Below are 19,038 nucleotides of genomic sequence, written 5' to 3' on the forward strand. Positions count from 1 at the left end.
CGATTGGATCAACGATGAATGCTGACGGAAACGTTCGACACTACATCGACGCCCACACGCCGCTGCTCGTGGACAGGCTCACGGAGTGGGTCCGCATCCCGTCCGTGGCGGGCGTCCCGGAGCGCAAACACCACCTCACCCGGTCCGCCAACTGGCTCGCGGGGGAGCTGCGGGGGGTGGGTTTCCCGACCACGGAGATCTGGGAGGGGGCAGAGGGTCCCGCGGTTTTCGCTGAATGGTCCGGCAACCCCGGGGGCCCGACCATCCTGATCTACGGCCACCATGACGTGCGCGCGGTCAAGGAGGAGAACTGGGACCAGACCACTCCGTTCGATCCGGTACTTCGCGACGGCAGGCTCTACGGCCGAGGAACTTCAGACGCCAAAGGACAGGTCATGGCTCACGTCTGGGGACTCCGGGCCCACCTCAGTGTCACGGGACGCACCACTCCGGCAGTGAACCTCAAGCTGATCGTCGAAGGGGAGGAAGAGGCCGGCTCTCCCGGCCTGGCCGAACTTCTTCAGGACCACCGCGCCGGCCTTGATGCGGACGCCGTGGTCTTCTCCGACACCCTGCTGTGGCACGCGGACCATCCCGCTATCTGCACCAGCATCCGCGGCATGCTCGGCGCACATATCGAGGTCTACGGGCCCCTCACCGACATTCACAGCGGTGCCGTGTCCGGGCCGGCCCCCAACCCGGCCCTTGAACTCAGCAGACTGCTTGGGCAGTTGCACGACGACAAGGGAAGGATCACCTTCCCGGGATTCTACGACGACGTCGAGGACATCACCCCCCGCCGCCGGGCTGAACTGGCCGCACTGCCTTTCGACCCGCAGGACTGGCTGAAGCGCTCACACACACGCAGTATCTCGGGGGAGTACGGATACTCGGTACTCGAACGGCTGTGGGAGCGCCCGTCGTTGGAAGTCATTGCACTGGCGGCCGGGGACCCCATCGGTGTGCAACGTGCGGCCATCCCGTCCATGGCGTCCGCAGACCTGAGCATCCGCACCGTCGCCGGGCAGAACATCCAGGACGTGGCAGGGCAGGTGCGGCGCTGGGTGGAGGAGAACATCAGTGCCGGCTACGCGTACGAGCTGTCTCTTGACCTCGAGAATGCGCAGGAACCGTACCGGACTCCGGACTGCCTGGTGCTGGATACTCTCTCCACGGCAATGGCCCACGGTTTCCAGACGGAGGAGGTGGGGCGGATGGGAAACGCCGGCGGCGGACCCGCGGAGATACTTTCCCGCGCACTGGATGTACCCGTGGTCTTCTTCGGTACCGGACTTGTGGAAGACAACTGGCACGACAGCGACGAGAGCGTCAGCATCGACATCCTGAAATCCGGCGCCGCGACGCTGGCCTTCCTCTGGGAGGAACTCGGCCGACGGACCTGAACGTGGTGTCGGATCTGGCGCGTAGCGATACAGACACCGGACCCGTCGGCGGGTTCACTCACACGCTGCTGCCTGGACGGTCAAGGCAATATGCGCGAGGACCCAAACACTTCTAGCTCTGGAGATCGAAGTCGAGGCGCCGCGATTCAGCCGGGGACCAAGCCCTCCACGAGCTCCCTGATGCCCCTGAGGCGAGACGCGATGATCGACGACGATCCTTTCGCCTGAGTCCATCCAGCCAATCGCCGCGACACTGCAGGGACTGGCCCTCAATTGCTCCAAGGAGCGCTGCGCAGAGGCATTGCTCAACGCACTCACCGACCCGGCGTGAGAGCCGACGAGGTGGCGTCAGGACCGGGGAAGAATCTTCGTGCACGGATTTCGCCCTGGTTCCGATCAGCCGTCGTCGCCGTCGTCGCCGTCGTCATCGCTCGTGTCGTCGCCGTCGCCGTCGCTGTCGCCGTCGCCGTCGCCGTCGCCACCGTCGTCACCGTCGTCGCCGCTGTCGCCGTCGTCGCCGCTGTCGCCGTCGTCGCCGCTGTTGTCTTGTTGGTTGTCTTGGTTCTGGGAATCGTCTTGTTGCTCCTGGTTGTTGGTAAAGCCCTCATCCTGGGGTGGGTTGTCACAGCTCGTGAGGGCAAGGGCGATCAGTGTGGCGAGAACAGCAAAAAGCTTTGGCAGGCGGGTTCTCATGGAGATTCCTCTTCGTTGTAGTGGTGAGGTCTTTGGCCAGTGAGGTCGTATCGCTACTGCTCGTCAGCGCTCCTGAACCGTGATTGCTGACTGGCAGGATCGCGATGGAGGTTCCCCTCGAGCCACGCTATGCACTGACCATGAGAAGGACATGAGACTTCCACCAGCTCCGTGATGTGAGTGGGGCACCAGCAGCGCCACTGCTCCCCGCGCAGCAGAGCCGGACTCGTGCGTGGTGTGGGGTTGTCGGTCGCTGATCCGAGTGCCTGCGTCCGACCTCTCTCATGCTCTCCTCATCTGCCGTTTGTAGGCTTCAGCAGTAGAGAAGCTGGTGAACGCGACGATGAAGGGGGTAGGGATGAGCGCCGTGGAACAGGAATCAGATCCCGGTATGGTGCGCGCGGCGGAAATGCGAAACGACCCGACGCTGGCGAGGGTCTTCTCGACCTCGGGTCGATCGCCGGTTGAGGCCCCACTGAGTGCCTTGATCGTGGGAACGGGCCGGGACCGGGGTGCTTTGGCTGCCGCCCGGTCACTGGCTGCTGCCGGATGGCGTGTGGGGCTCGGGACTCCGGAGGGCGGCGGCATGGCGGGAGCATCACGAGCCGTGATGGCGCGGCACACTGTTCCCCGTCCACGCGGAGACGGTGAGGCGTTCGTGCTCGGGGTCAGGGCTGCCGTGCGGGCCGGGCGCTACGCGGTGGTCTTCGGTTCCGGAGACGACTGGATGGCCGCCGTTTCCACTTATCAGCGCCTAATTCCGGCGCTCAATCCCCACCCTCCGGCGAGCGTCGTCTCGGATGCCTTGGACAAGGTCCGGCTCGCTGAGCATGCTGCCGCAGCGGGCTTATCCACTCCCGTGATTCGTGATGCCAACGAGGCGGGCGTCCAGTCCTGGCGCGGCCCGGTCGTCGTCAAGAGCCGTGCCCACTGGAACCCGGGACAAACCCGGCAGACCCGCATGGAAGCGAGAACTTATTCCACGATCAGCGCGGCCGAACCCCGGATTCGTGATCTGCAGGCGGCAGGTGCCCACCCCGTGCTTCAAACGCCGATCGTGGGGCGGTTGAGCGCTCTCATCGGGATTTTCGACCGGGGACGCCTCACCGCGCGGGTGCAGCAGGAAAGTACGAGGTTGTGGCCCACACCCAATGGGGTCTCGACGCGGGCAGTCACGGTGCCGATCGATGAGTCGCTTGTCTCCCGCGCGGAACAGCTTCTGCAAGGACTGGGCTGGCGGGGCCTGGTCGAACTCCAATTCCTCATCGACAGTGCCAACACCTATCACCTCATCGACCTCAACGGCCGCTTCTTCGGTTCCATGCGACTCGCGGAGACCGCCAGACCCGGGCTGATCGATCTGTGGGGTCGCCTCACGCTAGGAACCGAACACCGGGGGCTCCCGGACGGAGTGCCCGGACTTCGTTACGCCTGGACGGCAGGAGATCTTCGCCGCGCCATAGTTGAGCGGCGCGGCGGGTACATCCGCGATGTCGCCGACACCCTCCACTGGGCCGCCACCTCACGGCACAGTGTGTGGGAGGTCTCCGACCTTGGCCCCACCATCGAGCTGATCAAAGCCCGCCTCTCAAGACGTCAACACTCCGCTGACACCACTACTGGTTTGTTCGTGAGGGAGCGGGAAGTGTCGGGTTCGAGCGCAGAGCGAGACATGCGTGCGTGAAAAGAAATGCCTCCGCGGTGAGGTCCCGTAAGAAGCTGCGGTCAGTGGTGATGGCTGGCGCGTTGCCTGCCCGGAGTAGGTCTGAGATAACCCTGCCCGGAATCGGTCGAGGAACTTCAGGGCTTCCTCTGGTGAGTTGAGGTCGACCGCCAGCGCATAGACACCACTCAGGTCCAATACGGGCATCACGGAACTCATCGTCTCCTGAGCTGCACAGTGCTGTACGGGGATCTGCCGGGCCCGTGCAAGCGGTCCGGCGGCGTGCGCCGAGCACCTCGGTAGACTCACCAGCACGACCAGAGAATTCAGCTGCGGTCCCCTGTGCTGCACTATGCTCTGGCCTCGGGCTGTGATCCCGACGCGTATCGAACGTCCATCCGAGGTGTCCCGGGCTCTCAAAACCAGCCCCTTGAGCTCGAGTTTCTCGAGTACGTTGCCTATGGTCCGCGTCAGTCAAGCGGGCGGCAGTACTCAACAAGCGGATGGTCGTCCATTGTGCCGCATTCGTGTCCACCCTCTCTCTGTCCCTTATCCACCATTACCTTCACAGACTATGACAGGTTCAAGTGGCCCCACGCGGTCTTCACTCAAGCTCCTATGGTCATTTGTCCGGCCCGGGCCGAGGAGGGGGGTTCTCACGGGTCTTGGCCGTCAGTCGGTGCGGATGAGGCACCAGGCCCGTTCGAAGGCCCGTGCCTGGAGGTCGGATTCACGGACCCAGACTTCGAGGTTGCCCGCATCGCCGAACCATCCTGCGAGGGCCGTCCACGACTCGATGTCCAGGATCAGCCGGTACTCGTCCCCGGGCTCCAGCGGCAGGACGCCCGGGAGGATGTCGTCGACAGCGGTGATCCGGCCGCGGTGGCTGTGGCCGTAGGCATGACTGAACGGTATGGGTATCCCCTTCGGTGACCCGGTGCGCTGGGCGAGCCACCCCTTCTGCAGGTCGAGCTCCAGGGCTTCGATCAGTTCGAATCGGTCCTGAGGCCCGCCGGCGACATCCGCGGCGGAGGGCAGCGTGAAGCCCGGCATCGGCAGGCACAGCTGGCACACATCGGTGGGGGTGTCCAGGTCCTCCGGTGGGTCGATCAGCACCGAGCGGTCGGGAGTCTGCACCCAGCGGACCTGCCATCCGCGGGCAGCGCCGTCGGCGGGGTCGTAGCCGAAGGACTCGAGGTCGTGGAAGACCTCGAGTACGCCGTCGGTGGGGAGTCCCTCGCGCAGCTGTCCCGTGGGCCACGCCGCCTTGCCCACGGCGTCGGTGGTCGCACCCAGGTCGCCGAGGTGGATCGTGGCCACGTGGGCCAGTGCCTTGCCGTCGGTGCGACGGGGCCACTCCTCCAGGGGGCCGACCGCAGGCCCGCCCAGCCAGGACAGCCACCCGCCGTCGGGCCACAGCTCGCGGAGCTCGGCCTCACTCGGGTCTCCGGGCTCGAAGGACTGCTCGCTGAAGACCGGAGAGAAGACGGCCTCCTGCAGCAGCTCGCCGGCGCCCTCGGCCTTCAACCACTTCTCCACCTGACCATAGGGTCCGTGGATCGGCCCTGTCGGGACTTTCTTGGTCATCCGGCTCATGGCTCCTATCGTTGCCCTTCCGTGGAAAAGGTGAAGCGGGGGCAGTGGCCCCGCTCCGCATTAGATCACTGTCGGATCAGAGGTTCACGCCACAACGGCGCAGGAGGTTCACGCCGAGGTGGCGCTGGGTGCTGGGTGCTGAAGGACTATCGGTGGACTCACTAGCGCGTGGTCCGGTTGCTGGCGGCGTTGGCCCCAGCGACTTCACGCGGATCATCCGACTGGTGATGCACTTCTGGTGGATCCGAGCTGGGATCTGGACATGGATCTGGTAGATCCTATGGCCTCAGCCTTCCGGACGCTCCTCTCGGCTCCGGTGAGGGTGATCTGCTCGGCGCTGTGGTGCCACCGCTACCCGGGTATTCCTGATCGAGTGGTTGGACCTTGAATATTGTTTCGGGTCGGGATCGTGCCGGGGTGATCAGGTTCGGCGGAAGGTGCGGCTGATGGAGCCGCTGATCTGGGAGAGTCTGACCCAGATCAGGAAGCGTTGGAGGGGTCGCAGCCCTGGGCTGAGGAGGGATCGCCAGCCCCGGCGTCGGGCCCAGGTCATTGCGGTGCTCAGTTGCGTTCCGCCCGTGGTGGGCGTGAGGTCGAAGGACGTGATGATCGGCAGGCTCGTCGTGGAGTCCGGGTGTGTGAAGCGCCAGCTGATGTGTGTGTGCTGGTCCGCTCGGATGAGCTCGAGTGTCCTACGGCGGAACTTGTCGCTGACCTTGAGTGGTTTGCCGTTTGGGTGGGTTGTCTGCGCGTATGCCGTCCACACCCCGCCTACCTGCGCCCTCTGGTCGCCTGGTTCGGCGGTGGTGGTCGGTTCGGCAGTAGAGTCGGTGGTGTTGGTGGGACTTTCGACGGTACCGATGGCTGGTTCCCATTCGGGTATCCGAGCCGGGTCGGACAGGAGAGCCCAGACGTCCTCGACTGGTGCTGGGATGAAGGACTCGCAGACTCCGCTGAGCTTGCCTCGGTGAGGTGCACGGTCCTCTTCACCTGTCGTCACCATCGCCGGGTTGCGGGCGAGTTCAGTAAGGACCGCGGCCGGTGTCGTGTTGAGCCGCCGCAGCAGGTCCGCGATCAGCCCGCTGGGTTCATTCATCAGTTCGCGCAGAACTGCGGAAGCATCCGCGGTCCGGCCCTTCCTGCCGGCCCGACCAATGAGGTCCGAGGCGCGTTTGGACCACGCATACCCACCCGTCTCGTGGAAGACGATGTCCCCCGAGGGTGGCAGGTCGGCACTGATGCCAAGGGACGCGATCTGGTCCTTCTGATGTTCCTCCACGGCGGCGCGAGCAGTATGCACGGTGATGCCCAGTTCGCGAAGGACCTGGCCGGCGGGCTGGTCGTTGAGTACCAGGGCCAGGAACAGGTCCTCGAGGTCCGCTTCACGCGAGCCCCTCCGGGAGGCTTCCTCCATCGCGATCAACGAGAGGCTCTGGCTGGTCGTCGCATACCGGGTGAATCTACTCATGCTCGCCTCCTGGGGCCGAGAATCGAAGGATCAACGCGCCTGGCGTACTTTTTATGGACCGCCTGGCGGGTAACCCCGAGGGCATCCGCAATAACCTGCCAACTCATCCCGGCACGCAGTGCGGCCTCCACCTGGCGAAGCTCCAGGGAGTCCGCCAGAACACGCAGGGACGCCACCGCCCGCAGACCAGCACGAGGATCAGAAGTATCCGCCGCGGTTACCGCAACGTGTGATGACTCCATGATGTCAACCTAAGTTGCTTCAACGAGCGTTGTCAACGCAGGTTGCGATCCTGGGCAATCATGAGTGCGGTGAGGACCGTTCACGGGGCGGTTCGGCTACGGTCCTCGAAGCGCCCGCCTTTGTTGCTCGCTATGCCCCGTTGTCGGGCTTAGCGTTAGCGGCGGTTCCGTGTCCGGGCGTACCGGCGGGCGATGTCGTTCAGGGCGAGGGTGGCGATGATGATCGATACCGCGACGGCGGCCAGGCCGATGTAGGGCCCGGTGAGCATTGCCATCGGCGAACGCGCGTCGGTCAGGATTCCGATCCCGCCGATCGCTCCGGCCACCCAGAACATGGCGACTGCGACGACCGCGATGATGGACGGCAGAGCGCCCCGGTTGTGCCTGAGCCAGTGTGCCGGCCGCGCCTTTTGAGTCCCCATGAGTGCCATGGTCCAAGTCTCCGGTGACACGATCACCAGGAGACCGACGGACACGTCCCGGAAGGGTCACGGTTCGTGCGGCCTATGACAGATGTTCGGCACACCGATCCCCAGGTGGGGCGCCTCTCGCATGCCGGAAGGAAGCGGCAGCTCACCCAGAGGTGGACGGCTTCGAGCTCCACCCTTCGGGCTCCACCCGCCCTCAGATGGATGACCGGCACGACGGGTGCTGCCGGTGCCACTCAGACCTGTCACAGACACCGGTCATCACCACAAACAACCGGCAGAAGACTTTTTACAGGGCATCCACCAGCGAGTGCTGCGCCCATTCGTGCTACATCGCCGTCACGACCGGTGCAAGACCTTACGACGGCGCCCGCCGAGACTGCCGAAGGCGTTCGGAAGGGCCTACCCTCGGGACATGGAACCACCCTCCAAAGATCATCACCTGCAGGACCTGGGCAGCACCGACGGGACTGACCCGGCCGATTCCGGCCAGGTTCAGAACGATCCACCAGCCGACGCCGACCCGTCGCCCGAGACCCTGGCCGGGAACCTCGGGTTCGAGGGCTCGGCGGACAGCCCGACGGGTGATGACCGTTTTACAGGCGGCTCGCATTGACTTGAGACCGGGGCTGCGAGGGTATTCGGGCCAGAGTCACCGAGAATCTGGCGTTCGCGGAACCACGCCCCACCCCGGGTGTCGGTGTGTGCGGGGAGGGATTCCGGTCCTCGCTCTCGGCTGTCTCCGCCGCACCGGTGGTTCCCACGGACGGGACAATTCGCTCCTGCCCCTTTGCGTCGAGGGGTACCTTGGAGACCAGTTCGATGAGCTTATCGAGGGTCCATGAGTGCTGTGCCACAGCGCTCAGGTGTCCCATCGAATTGTCTCGCATCCCTACTGCTGTCATTTTGATGCCGCTCTCGTTCGCCGTGGCGATCGCCTTCACCTTCCCCGCTTCCTCGGGCTCCGCGAGGTCGTGCTTCTTGGCCGTCAGTCGCGAAAGGCACGACCATGACGGACGCTTCCGGCAGCCATCGCCCGCGCATCCTCGAGCAGAATCATGACGAAACTGTCAACGGACGGCAACGCATCAGTTGCACTGGGTACACCGAACGCAACTGAGCAGATCGACTCGGGCGATGTTGCTCCAGGGTCCCTTACGGCTTTCGCAACAGAAGCGTTCGAGGGTCTACATACGATGCAATGTCGGGCCGCTGGCTCGTTCCTTTTGGGGATGTTGTCCAGGGCGTGGATGACGGCACCTGCTACGTCGCGATGGTGGGAGCGAAGGGCGCATCAGTAGTGTGGGGAAGGTGAGCGAAATCCGCATTGGCACCTCCGGCTGGAGTTATGACCACTGGAACGGCATCTGCTATCCGCAGGGAACCCCGCCGGCGAAGCGCTTAAACCATTACGCGGCACGCTTCGACACGGTGGAGCTGAACGCCAGTTTCTATCGCTGGCCGCGCGATACGACCTTCGCCGGGTGGCGGCGTCGCCTTCCCCCCGGGTTCGCGCTGTCCGTGAAGGCGCCCCGCGGGCTGACGCACGGGAAGAAATTGTACGCGCCGGAGGTCTGGATCGAGCGGGTCGCCCGCTGTTGGCATGAGCTGGGCGACCGTCGGGCCGTCCTGCTCGTCCAACTCCCGCCGGCGCTGGAGCGCGATGACGCCCGCCTCGACTACTTCCTGTCCCGCGTGCCGGGGTGGATTCGTGTAGCGGTGGAGTTCCGCCATCCGAGCTGGGACGACGACGCCGTCTACGGCCTGCTCGGGCGCCACCAGGCCGCCTACTGCGTGATGAGCGGCGCCGGGCTGCCGTGCATCCTGAAGGCGACGGCGCCCTTCGTGTACGTACGGTTGCACGGACCGGACCATGAGCATCTCTATGCGGGTTCATACTCGGACGCGGACCTGCGCTGGTGGGCGGACCGGATCCTAGGTTGGCACGGCGACGGCCGGGACGCGTATGTGTACTTCAATAACGATGGCGGCGGCAACGCGGTGCGGAACGCGGAGACGCTACGGGCACTGGTCCGAGCAGGAGACCCGCCTACCGGCAGGTGACCCGCTCATCCAGTCGATTTCCCGTGCCACTCCGACGCAAGGATGACCTCAGGAATCCTCTCGCAGGCGTCCTCGTAGTGGCTTCTTGGAACAGATCGCGCTAACGAGCGTCGAAGAAGCTGATCCGACCGCTATCGGGGGCCACCTGCAGCTTCCCTTCGTCTCTCACCACTGGATAGGAAGCCTTTCTCACTCGGTCGAGCGGGAGATGGCAGCACCTTAGGCGACATCGGGGTGGGTGCAGACGGGCGCGGTGGATTTCTTTCGGCTTCCGCCTGGCCGGAGAGTCGTTGACGCGAAAGGTGCTGCACATGTCGGCGAGTTCGATGGGGATGCTCCTCCCCGTCAGCGGAGGCCATATTGGCTGCAGGTTCAGAACAAGCTCGACGAAGTGGGAGGCTAGGGGTCATCCACATGACAGAAAGTAAAGCTCGATGGCTTCCGCTGTAACCCTGATCCGCTCGACCGCCCTTTCTGACAGGGTGCAGTACGCCTATGCGGCTACTGCACCAGCTGATGTACGGCTGGTGTTCCTCGCAGGATCGTGTCCTCTCGATGAAGCCGGTGTCACGGTAGGCGAGGGTGACTATGCGGTGCAGGCGGCTAAGTGCATCGACAACCTGCTGGTGGCATTGGATGAAGCCGGCGCGACTCTCGAGGATGTGATCAGCACACGCGTCCTCGTGGCAACCACCGATCGCGCCGACCTGATGACCGCGTGGGGTGTTGTACGCGACAGGTTCGACGAACACGACGTGCCAAGCACGCTACTAGGCGTGACAGTTCTTGGGTACGAGCACCAGCTCGTAGAAATTGAAGCCGTAGCTGCCGTCCGTGACTGATGCATAGCGGCGCCCCTTGAAGCGATCCGCCGATGGGCGCTCGGTCGGTGTCAGCTGATGGCTTGTTGAGCAAGGCGCAGAACATGGTCGGTCATGTCCGGGTCAGCGGGTTCGGCGGTGGAGAGGATCAGTGAGGCCACAAGAGGTCCGTTGACTGCTGTCACCCTCAGTGCACGCTGCCAGGGAGAGGACTGCGGCTACGATGACGCTCTTGTGCAGCCTGAAGATTTCGACGCCACGAACACTGAGCTAGCCAGGGTGCGGCAACCCTACCAGTGCAGACCCAGAGTGCTTCGGTGAGCGGTGCAGCGGCCGACCTTGTTTCGCGTTGCTCATGTAGGCCCGCGAGTTTCTTCCCTTTTCAGGGCTGGTCGGGCGATGGAGTGTTCGTGTGGGGGCCGGTCGTGGACCTGTCATCGAGGGACTGGGGTCGTTGGGGTGACCGGGCGCGTTCGTGGTGGGCGGGATGGGCTTGGAGCGCACGATCGCGGCCGGCGGTTTTCGCTTCGTAGAGCGCAGTATCAGCGGCAGCGATGGCGGTCTGCAGTCGGTCGGGTCCGGGTGGGAGGGCTGCTATCCCGTAGCTGATGGTCGGCAGGGGGAAGTCGAAGGCGGGTTGCATGGAGCGCAGGGTCCGGCTGATCTGGCCACTGACCAGTTCTCCGGTGTCCGGGGTTGCACCGGGCAGCAGGAGGATGAATTCTTCTCCGCCGTAGCGGCCGACCAGATCTGTTGACCGGATGGCGCGGGTGCACGCTGCCGCTGCGGCCTGGAGGACGGCATCTCCTGCAGGATGTCCGTAGGTGTCGTTGATCTGTTTGAAGTGGTCCATGTCGGCCAGGATCAGGGTGCACGGTGTGTCTCTGGAATGCGGCCGCCGGATCTCGGCGGTGGCGAGGTCGAGGAACCCGCGCCGGTTCAGAATCCGGGTGAGGTCGTCGTGGCTGGCCTGGGCTCTGAGGTCACGGAGGGCTTGTTCGGTGCTGAGCGTGGCCATGGTGAAGGACACGATGAGCAGCAGCACGATGGTGAACATGGTTGTCGGTACCGTGCCGAAGTAGGTGGTGAACGCGTAGGAGTCGGGCCCTGCCACCAGGAAAGTGATCCACCGGCCGAAATAGTAGAGGCCGAGAAGGCCAGAGGCTACGCCCAGCGGGCGTTGGGTCGTGGTGATGTCCGGCTTCAGCCGCCAGGTCTCGACGGAGGCCAGCGCGATGTAGAAGGTCATGAAGCCGAGCAGGAACCCTCCTGCGGACCACGTGTTCGTCGAGGGACTGTCGAGGGCGGACGCGAGGATCGTGATGATCGGCGGTGCAAGGATCAGCCAGCGCCGTGGAGGCAGTGCCCGCAGCACTCTCGCCCCGCCCCACACGCAGGCGGCTCCTGCGACGAGGAGCGCGTTGCCCGTGGGATTGGCCCACACCTGATGGTGTGTCCCGTCGAGCAGGTAGAGGGCCGTCCCGGTGAGGAAGCAGGCAATGGCCGCACACCACCACTTGCTGTAGGTCGATTGTTGCTGGCGGACACTGACTCCGTAGAACAGCACCAGCAGGGTCAACGCGATCAGCCCGAACGCGACCTGGAGGGTCACCACATCCAGTCTCACCCGACCTCCCGTCCTGTCAGGTCCACCACGACCCCACGAAAGTGATCCGGCCAAGGATCAGACAGGTGATCAGCGGGGCGATCGGGTCGCTGGTCGGGCATGGCTTCGGTGTCCTTTCCCCACTGATGGTGGGCATCAGTATTCCACTAGCCAGTTACCAGGGGTCGTGTGGGGAGCGCAGGCTCCACGTCCCGCACGGTTACACCGACCTGCCGAGGAACAGGGTGAGATCTACGAGCCGACCATGCGGAAGTAGTGATCGGGGGCGGCCGATCACTGACTCAGCGGCCGTGTCCCAGTCAGGATCATTACGGACTTGGAAGGGAGTGCTTCGATCGAGTCTCAGCGACGTTAGCGTATGGCGATGAGTGAGTATCGACGCCCTCAGTTCCCGGTCGCAACCTACCTCAGCGAGCAGGGCGACGTGATTGACTACGGCCATCGGTGGAAAGACCTTCCTCCGGATGAGGCGTATTCGCGAGCGGAGGAGGACATCCTCGACGCAATCCGTATCGTGCCGAACGATTCGGACGAAGCGCCTCTCACTTCTGTCCTCACTCCGTTCCCCGGCGTGTTCCTCCATGCCGGTTCACTCCACGATTTCCACTTTCCTGACTGCGGATTGGATGCCTGCGATGAGGACGTGGAGGCGGTTGCCACAGAACTGGAGTGGACCGTACGCTCGGTGGTCTCCGGCGGGTACTCAGAACGTTTCGACCCATGGCCGGCGCGCTGAATTGAAGGATCGCTCACTGCTCGATTCCAGCGATACGAGTACGGGAGGGGTGCCCATATCCAAGCGAGTCAGTACCCTCTCGGGTATGACCGCTTGCTCCGTATTGCGTTGTCTGGAGTCGGGATCGACTTCGGTGACTTTGGCGCCCTACTCGGGCCGCGAAGTGCCGGTCTGCGCCGCGCATAAGGCGAGGCTGGACGACGGCGCCCCCTGGACGGCCAATCCCGGTACGCCGACGGGAGCTTTGAGGGAGGCGGCTGGTTCCGTTGACGTCACGATTCTGATGGGCCAGGACCTCCCGGACGAGCCACGGGTGAAGGACCTTGGTCTGAGTCCGACCATCGGCAGCGAGATCGGTTTCTCGGTGAGCCTGGTCATCGTTACACCGGAGGGTGAGCAGCAGGTCACCTTCTGGCTGACCGAGGATCAGGGTAGGTTGCTTGGATCCTGGCTCAGCGAGTAGCACTGCGGTTCCCGCGGGTGGATCGTCGCCGGGACGACCTCCAGGCGATGTTTCTCAGTCTGCCGAGGGAACCCGAGCCTCGATCGTTCTGTAGGCGTAGCCGTCCTGATCAACGACCTCCCACTCGAAGTCGACAGTCTCTATTTAGAACTGGAGTTGACGCCGCAGTCCTGCTCTTCATCGGACAGGAACTACCCACCACACTTCGATATTCGAACCTTATCCTGCTGGTAGCGCACTCCTGGTAGGCAGCGCGGGGAACAGGCTCCGCGGGAAACTTCTCCCAGTGGTGCGGGTGCGGCTGTACAGTTCGTAGCAGATGTTGCGTGAGCGGGGATTTGTCCGTGAGCGGAACTATCGGGTTGAGCAGCCAGCCCCTTCCCGGCAGGGTGCGACCCCTGTGCAGGACAGTTGAGGCCCTCCATGAATACCTCCGCACCCTCCTCCTCATCGTCGTCCCCGCTCCCGCCTGAGTTGTTGGCGATTTTCGGGCGAACCAACGGTCACCTCCTCACAGAGCAGACCGCCCACAACGCGGTCGATGGCTTGGCCGAGATCGCCCGCGACATCATCGGCGCCGCCGAGGGCGCCGGCGTCAGCCTGATCAACACGGACGGCACCCGTATGAGCGTGGGCGCGACCGACCCGCGCGTGCTCGAAGCCGATGACCAGCAGTACGAGCTCGGCCAAGGACCCTGCATGAGCGCCTGGGTGTCGGGTGAGCCCGTGTACATCGCCGACACCCACACCGATCAGCGGTGGCAGAAGTGGACGACCGCGGTGGCACCCCTTGGTGTCCGCTCCTGCCTCAGCGTGCCCCTGCTGGACAAACCGACAGGCCTCGGGGCGATGAAGGTCTACTCGAACACCGTCGACGCGTTCTCGGGCAAGGACCGGCGGCTGCTGATCAACCTCGCCCGCTCCGCCGCGACCCTCCTCGACCATATCCAGGCCAGCGACACCCCCCAGCGGATCAGCAACGACGTCAAAGCGTCCCTGGCCGAACGGGACACCATCGGAGTCGCCCGCGGCATCCTGATGGAACGCCTTGATGTGGACCGGCAGGCAGCCATGAACCACCTGATCGACCTCGCCACCGACGCGAACACCACCATCGGCTTCATGGCTGCCATCATCAGTGAACGTCAGGACGACACCGAGCCCACCCCTGATCCGTGATGTCCAAGCACACCCCTGAAGAACAACGACAGCGCACACTGCACGCCATCCACAGCAGTGGACTCGGGGTGCAGAGCGTATGGGTCCGCTACTTCTCGTTCACCGGGGACGTCGACGAGTTCGAGGTCGACGCCTACCTCAACGGGCTGATCACCCTGACACCCCTGGATCGGGACCTCGTGTCCCTTGCGGTCAACGAACTCATCGCCGAAAGACTCCCACCGACCGCCCCCTACAGCAACGACTCCGAGGACCCGGACGAATCGGATACTCTGGTCGCCCTGGATGTCCTCGATGACCGGGAGAACGGGAATGAGGACGGCGGAGGGCCGGGCGCATCGGGCAATACATAGAACGATACGCCGCGGTCGGCGTGAGGAATCGTTCCACCTCGCTTTGGCTACAGGGGCACCTCAGGGGTTCTGTCGCTATCGACTTCTCCCTGATGAACCAGCACGCGTTCGGTTCTCGCCCCGGACCCTGGCAGAGAACCGCTCTTTGCCGTTCCACCAGGGGATTCCGTGCCATACAAACCCAGTCACACCAATTCTGGCGTGCCTCGCCGACTTCCTGACAGGTTCTCGAACCTCGCACCGACGCGGCGAAAGAAGCACACCGCCACGCCTGCCAGGATGACCACGGCAACCGAGCCGATCGTCGGGTAGCCCGGAGCACCACGAGGCGACTGCTCACATCCGCGCCGCGTCGCCGGAGGCTCAGGAGATCTGCAGGCCACCGTTGATGTCGTAGGTGGCGGCGGTGATGTATCCGGCGTCGGGTCCCACCAGGAAGCAGATCAGAGCGGCGATGTCGTCGACGGTACCCACCCGGCCCATCAGGATGTCCCTGGACATGTCCTGCTTGCGTTCCTCGGTGAGGGTGCCGCCCATGATATCGGTGTCCACCGGTCCGGGAGCGACGGCGTTGACGGTGATGCCGTGTTCGCCCATCTCACGCGCCAGCGCACGGGTGAAGCCGATGATGCCGGCCTTCGAGGCGCTGTAGGCCACCTTCGAGTAGGTGCCGCCGCCCCGCTGCGCCGAGATGGAGGAGATGCTGACCACGCGACCGAGCTTGCGTTCGATCATGCCGTGCAGGACACGCTGCGTGACCAGGAACGTGCCGGTCATGTTGACCGCGAACACGCGGTCCCAGGCTTTCTTGGTCTCCTGCATGAACTCGGTGGGAGAACTGATCCCGGCAAGGTTCACCAGCGCGACGATGGGCGGCACCGAGGCTTCGACGGTGGTCAGTGCTGCATCGACCGACGCCTCGTCGGAGACATCGGCTGCAACGCCGACCGTCTGCACGCCGTGTCGCTGTGCGATCTCCGACGCGGCCTCTTCGGCCGCTGTGCCGTCGATGTCGAGGATCGCGATGGACCAGCCGTCGCGGGCCAGCCGGTCGGCCGTCGCGCGGCCGATGCCGCGGGCCGAGGCCGCACCGGTGAGGACTGCTGTGCGTTCAGTCGGAAAAGTCACGTGAGCTCCTGGTGTTGTTCTTCTGGTGGATGAAGTGTTCGTAGTCGTCGTACGTCTGGTTGATGTGGTCCTGCATCGCCTTGCGCGCCACCTCCGGGTTCCGGGTACGGATCGCCTCCAGCACCAGCGCGTGATGGGCGATGGCGTGTTGCTGCACCTCACGGAAGGACGAGGTCTCCCGCCGCATCGTGTACAGCAACTGGCTGAGCGGTCCGAGGATCACCGGCAGGAACGGGTTTGCCGAGGCCCTGAAGATCGCCTCATGGAACGCGATGTCCGTCGCGGTGACAGCGTCGAGGTCGTTCGCCTCGTGGGCCGCCTGCAGCCCGGCATCCGCTGCCTCCATCACGGCCAGGTCCTCGTCGGTAGCATGCATCGCGGCCAGCTCGGCGGCACCGGTCTCCACCATCCGCCGGATCTCCAGCAGACGCAGCGCGACATCGGGGGAATCGGCGGTGGTCGACACGTACCTGAGGATGGCCTTCACGTCGGTCCACTGGGCCGCAGGATTCACGTAGGTCCCGAGGCCCCGCTTGATCTGCACCACGTGCTGCGCCTGGAGCTGCTTGAGCGCCTCGCGCACCGTCAGCCGGCTGACATCGAGGAAAGCCGCGAGGTCGTTCTCCGGGGGGAGTGTCGCGCCGGGAGGGTATGTGCCGTCGATGATCTGTCCGAGGATGTCATCGAACACCGATTCAGCGAGCGGTTTCCGTGCCATCGGTGTCCTCTCCATCGGCGCCCGTTCCGGTGGCGTGCATTCCGATGGCGTCCACTGCGGCGGAACGCCGCTGTGGCGCGACCACCCTGATCACCGACGAATCGTCGGCGTTGCCCAGGCCCTGCGTCTGCCCGAGCAGGAACAGCTGCTCGGCCGCCGCAGCGACCGGCGCGGCAAGTCCTGCCGTCCGGGCTGCCTTCCCGACAATGCCGAGGTCCTTGACGAAGATGTCCAGCCGGCTCAGTACGTCGGCGTCGCCGTCGTATCCCTGCACCATGCGCGGTCCGCGGTTGGAGAGCATGAACGACGCCGCTGCTCCCGTCTCCAGTGCAGCCAGGGCCTGCAGCTGGTCCAGCCCGAGCGCGTCGGCAAGAGCCAGGGCTTCGGCGGCCGCGGCGATGTGTACGCCGCAGAGCAACTGGTTCACCGTCTTCATGGCCTGGCCGTCGCCGGCCTTGCCGCCCACGACCATCAATGTCGAGGCGAGCCGCTCGAGCACCGGACGGGCGGTGTCCAGGGCCGACGGATCGGCACCCACCACGATGAGCAGATCGCCTTCGCCGGCCCGCACCGGCCCGCCGGACAGCGGTGCGTCGACCAGCGCCACACCCAGGGCCCCGAGCCGCTCGGTCCAGGAAGCGACGGCGTCCATCCCCACGGTGCTGGTCATCACGACGACGGCGCCCGGTGCGAGGACGGGCGCCACCCCGTCGTCCCCGAAGAGGACACCCTCCACCTGGGCTGCGTCACGGACCGCAAGCAGGACGATCCCGGCGTCGACGACTGCGTCGGCGGCCGTCCTGGCGCAGGTCAGGCCGGTCTTCTCGGCCCTCTCCCGCGAGGACGGCATCGGGTCGTACCCGGTGACGGTGAACGCGCCGGCCAGCCGGGTCGCCATCGGCAGGCCCATCGCACCGAGGCCCAGGACGGCGACCTTCGTGTGTTCGGAATCAGACATCATGGGAGGCACCCGTCGTTGAGGCGGAACTCGTCGCGGGGGAGCGGAGGATCTCCACCACGTCGGCAAGGGAATCATCGGTGCCGACGTTGCCGGCGAAGACGACGAACGGGATGGAGCGCGCCGGGCCGTCGGCCGGTTGCCAGAGGGACACGATGCCCGGCAGCATCGGCCCGCGCACCAGCGCACGGCGGATCGACAGCCCGTGCGCGGCGACGTCGGAGGAGGTGATGCCGCCCTTGGCGATGACGAAGCGCACAGGAGCCGTGGCGATGGTGGACCGGACGACGTCGACCACTGCCCGCGAGATGGTGCGGGCGAACTCGAGGCTCTGCTCCGGATCGTCGGACCGGACCAGACGGCGGCTGGTGTGCAGGACGACCTCGCTGGTGGAGAGGCCTTCGACGACGGCCCGCACCGCCTCAACCACCGCTGTGTCCCGCTCTGCGGGATCGAGGACGGCTTCGACGTCGAGCTCCACGAGTCGGGCCTCGGGCCGCCGCGCCACCAGTGCGTCCAACTGCCGGGTGGTCAGTCCCACGTGCGAGCCCACCACGACCAGTCCACCCGAAGCGGGGGCGTCGTGGCCGGCGAAGACGTCCGCGGCCGTCAGTGGTGGGCGCTCGCGCTGGCCGATCCGTGCACGGACGAACGGCGGGCCCACCCGATAGAGCAGCTTCTTACCGCGACGTTCCGATTCCTCGAGGCCCAGGGCGAGTGCCCGGAGGTCGTCCTCGGTGACGGCGTCGACCACGATGGGGACGGCATCGGCTGCCCGGGCCAGGGCGTCGGCGATGCCCTCCGCACCGGAGCGGATGATCGACAGGTCGAGCCGGATGACGGCGTGGGCCGAACCGCCGGTCTTTTCGGCCACGTAGTCGCCCAGGTCCGACGACACGAACCCGAAGGTGGCATCCCGGGCGAATTCGGTGTCGGCGACGGGAACGACGGCGCCGTCGTCGCCCCGCAGGTAGTGGACCCCGCCGATGGTGATGCGGCCGGCGTCGGGAAAGGCCGGCACCATCACGACGCCGTCGGTCCCGGTGCCCGCGAGCGCCAGTAGAGTGGCGCCGATGACGTCGGTCTCGAGCGGGAAGTGGCCGCGGAGGGTCGAGTCGCTGCGGCTGACGAACCCGATGGTGACTCCCGCAGCCGCGGCGGCGGTGAGGGAGTTCGTGACGATCTCCCGATTGCGCGACGCCGTGGTTTCCGGGTCGAGGCTGCGGGTGTTGGTGAGGACGTACACCGCCGGTGCCGGTGCACCGTCGATGCGCTGGTCGAAGGCCCACGCGAAGTCGCTCGGCTCCCAGGAGGTGAGGACCGGCAGGTTGGCGACGGACTGCGTGCCGGTCGGGTCGTCGTCGAGAACTACCAGGATCCGCCCGGAGGCCTTGACGGCGGCGGCGATCACCGCCGGTTCGATGGCGCGGACGGTCGGGTAGCCGCTGAGCAACTCTTCTTCGAGTATCACTGATTCGCACTTTCGTCACCGGGTATC

20 protein-coding genes are annotated in these 19,038 nt (G+C 65.3%); 10 read left to right on the top strand and 10 right to left on the bottom strand.

All coding sequences use genetic code 11. From position 1 onward, the window contains the following. Positions 1-14 precede the first annotated feature (14 nt). Entirely contained in the window at positions 15-1,403 is a 1,389-nt protein-coding gene (locus CXQ92_RS02180; protein WP_104164906.1) for a M20/M25/M40 family metallo-hydrolase, read from the top strand. 396 nt (positions 1,404-1,799) lie between these two features. On the opposite strand, the gene CXQ92_RS18025 is transcribed toward CXQ92_RS02180, so the two are convergent. Then, positions 1,800-2,096, bottom strand: a complete 297-nt coding sequence (locus CXQ92_RS18025) for a hypothetical protein (protein WP_181033519.1) — start codon at positions 2,094-2,096, stop codon at positions 1,800-1,802. Positions 2,097-2,454: 358 nt separating this feature from the next. Between CXQ92_RS18025 and CXQ92_RS02190 the strand changes: the two genes are divergently transcribed. After that, positions 2,455-3,780, top strand: coding sequence for a hypothetical protein (locus CXQ92_RS02190; RefSeq protein ID WP_181033520.1), 1,326 nt, complete (start codon positions 2,455-2,457; stop codon positions 3,778-3,780). Between the two features lie 651 nt (positions 3,781-4,431). On the opposite strand, the gene CXQ92_RS02195 is transcribed toward CXQ92_RS02190, so the two are convergent. From CXQ92_RS02195 to CXQ92_RS02210, 4 genes are all read right to left on the bottom strand, one after another. Continuing rightward, positions 4,432-5,346 (bottom strand): DUF1963 domain-containing protein, encoded by a 915-nt coding sequence (locus tag CXQ92_RS02195; RefSeq protein ID WP_104166626.1) that lies wholly within the window; start codon positions 5,344-5,346, stop codon positions 4,432-4,434. A gap of 430 nt (positions 5,347-5,776) precedes the next feature. Further along, positions 5,777-6,823: a Clp protease N-terminal domain-containing protein gene (locus CXQ92_RS02200; protein WP_104164908.1), complete on the bottom strand. Its 1,047-nt coding sequence runs from the start codon at positions 6,821-6,823 to the stop codon at positions 5,777-5,779. Beyond that, positions 6,820-7,065 (bottom strand): hypothetical protein, encoded by a 246-nt coding sequence (locus tag CXQ92_RS18570; RefSeq protein WP_104164910.1) that lies wholly within the window; start codon positions 7,063-7,065, stop codon positions 6,820-6,822. The genes CXQ92_RS02200 and CXQ92_RS18570 overlap by 4 nt, the downstream gene beginning before the upstream one ends. Positions 7,066-7,220: 155 nt before the next feature. Continuing rightward, on the bottom strand, positions 7,221-7,496 hold the full coding sequence (locus CXQ92_RS02210) for a hypothetical protein (protein ID WP_146067360.1): 276 nt from the start codon (positions 7,494-7,496) through the stop codon (positions 7,221-7,223). A 412-nt stretch (positions 7,497-7,908) separates the two neighbouring features. On the opposite strand from CXQ92_RS02210, the gene CXQ92_RS17750 reads away from it, so the two are divergent. From CXQ92_RS17750 to CXQ92_RS02220, 3 genes are all read left to right on the top strand, one after another. After that, on the top strand, positions 7,909-8,109 hold the full coding sequence (locus tag CXQ92_RS17750; protein ID WP_146067361.1) for a hypothetical protein: 201 nt from the start codon (positions 7,909-7,911) through the stop codon (positions 8,107-8,109). 695 nt (positions 8,110-8,804) lie between these two features. Next, on the top strand, positions 8,805-9,557 hold the full coding sequence (locus CXQ92_RS02215; protein ID WP_219815673.1) for a DUF72 domain-containing protein: 753 nt from the start codon (positions 8,805-8,807) through the stop codon (positions 9,555-9,557). A 434-nt stretch (positions 9,558-9,991) separates the two neighbouring features. Further along, positions 9,992-10,399 carry a RidA family protein gene (locus tag CXQ92_RS02220; protein ID WP_104164914.1) on the top strand — a complete coding sequence of 136 codons (408 nt, stop codon included), beginning with the start codon at positions 9,992-9,994 and terminating at the stop codon, positions 10,397-10,399. Positions 10,400-10,760: 361 nt separating this feature from the next. Here CXQ92_RS02220 and CXQ92_RS02225 read toward each other — a convergent pair whose 3' ends face one another. After that, positions 10,761-11,990: a GGDEF domain-containing protein gene (locus CXQ92_RS02225; protein WP_258069666.1), complete on the bottom strand. Its 1,230-nt coding sequence runs from the start codon at positions 11,988-11,990 to the stop codon at positions 10,761-10,763. Positions 11,991-12,369: 379 nt separating this feature from the next. Between CXQ92_RS02225 and CXQ92_RS02230 the strand changes: the two genes are divergently transcribed. The 5 genes from CXQ92_RS02230 to CXQ92_RS02245 all read left to right on the top strand — a co-directional run bounded on the left by CXQ92_RS02230 (position 12,370) and on the right by CXQ92_RS02245 (position 14,736). Further along, a complete protein-coding gene (locus tag CXQ92_RS02230) occupies positions 12,370-12,741 on the top strand; it encodes a DUF6226 family protein (RefSeq protein ID WP_146067362.1) in 372 nt (123 codons plus the stop codon). Between the two features lie 133 nt (positions 12,742-12,874). Then, positions 12,875-13,204, top strand: a complete 330-nt coding sequence (locus CXQ92_RS02235) for a hypothetical protein (RefSeq protein WP_104164920.1) — start codon at positions 12,875-12,877, stop codon at positions 13,202-13,204. Positions 13,205-13,548: 344 nt separating this feature from the next. Then, the gene (locus CXQ92_RS18575) at positions 13,549-13,677 is read left to right on the top strand and encodes a hypothetical protein (RefSeq protein ID WP_258069807.1); all 129 of its coding nucleotides are present in this window, start codon (positions 13,549-13,551) and stop codon (positions 13,675-13,677) included. After that, a complete protein-coding gene (locus CXQ92_RS02240) occupies positions 13,628-14,383 on the top strand; it encodes a GAF and ANTAR domain-containing protein (RefSeq protein WP_104164922.1) in 756 nt (251 codons plus the stop codon). The genes CXQ92_RS18575 and CXQ92_RS02240 overlap by 50 nt, the downstream gene beginning before the upstream one ends. A 68-nt stretch (positions 14,384-14,451) precedes the next feature. After that, entirely contained in the window at positions 14,452-14,736 is a 285-nt protein-coding gene (locus CXQ92_RS02245; RefSeq protein WP_104164924.1) for a hypothetical protein, read from the top strand. A gap of 363 nt (positions 14,737-15,099) precedes the next feature. Here CXQ92_RS02245 and CXQ92_RS02250 read toward each other — a convergent pair whose 3' ends face one another. From CXQ92_RS02250 to CXQ92_RS02265, 4 genes are read right to left on the bottom strand one after another with little or no spacing between them, the layout of a single operon-like run. Continuing rightward, the gene (locus CXQ92_RS02250) at positions 15,100-15,864 is read right to left on the bottom strand and encodes an SDR family NAD(P)-dependent oxidoreductase (protein WP_104164926.1); all 765 of its coding nucleotides are present in this window, start codon (positions 15,862-15,864) and stop codon (positions 15,100-15,102) included. After that, a complete protein-coding gene (locus CXQ92_RS02255) occupies positions 15,848-16,582 on the bottom strand; it encodes a FadR/GntR family transcriptional regulator (protein ID WP_104164928.1) in 735 nt (244 codons plus the stop codon). The genes CXQ92_RS02250 and CXQ92_RS02255 overlap by 17 nt, the downstream gene beginning before the upstream one ends. After that, positions 16,560-17,540 (bottom strand): NAD(P)-dependent oxidoreductase, encoded by a 981-nt coding sequence (locus tag CXQ92_RS02260; protein WP_258069785.1) that lies wholly within the window; start codon positions 17,538-17,540, stop codon positions 16,560-16,562. The genes CXQ92_RS02255 and CXQ92_RS02260 overlap by 23 nt, the downstream gene beginning before the upstream one ends. Then, positions 17,533-19,011 (bottom strand): four-carbon acid sugar kinase family protein, encoded by a 1,479-nt coding sequence (locus CXQ92_RS02265; RefSeq protein WP_104164930.1) that lies wholly within the window; start codon positions 19,009-19,011, stop codon positions 17,533-17,535. Before CXQ92_RS02265 ends, CXQ92_RS02260 begins: the two co-directional genes overlap by 8 nt. Between the last annotated feature and the right edge of the window lie 27 nt (positions 19,012-19,038).

It is taken from the genome of Arthrobacter sp. SX1312, assembly GCF_002929295.1.
GTDB lineage: Bacteria > Actinomycetota > Actinomycetes > Actinomycetales > Micrococcaceae > Arthrobacter_D.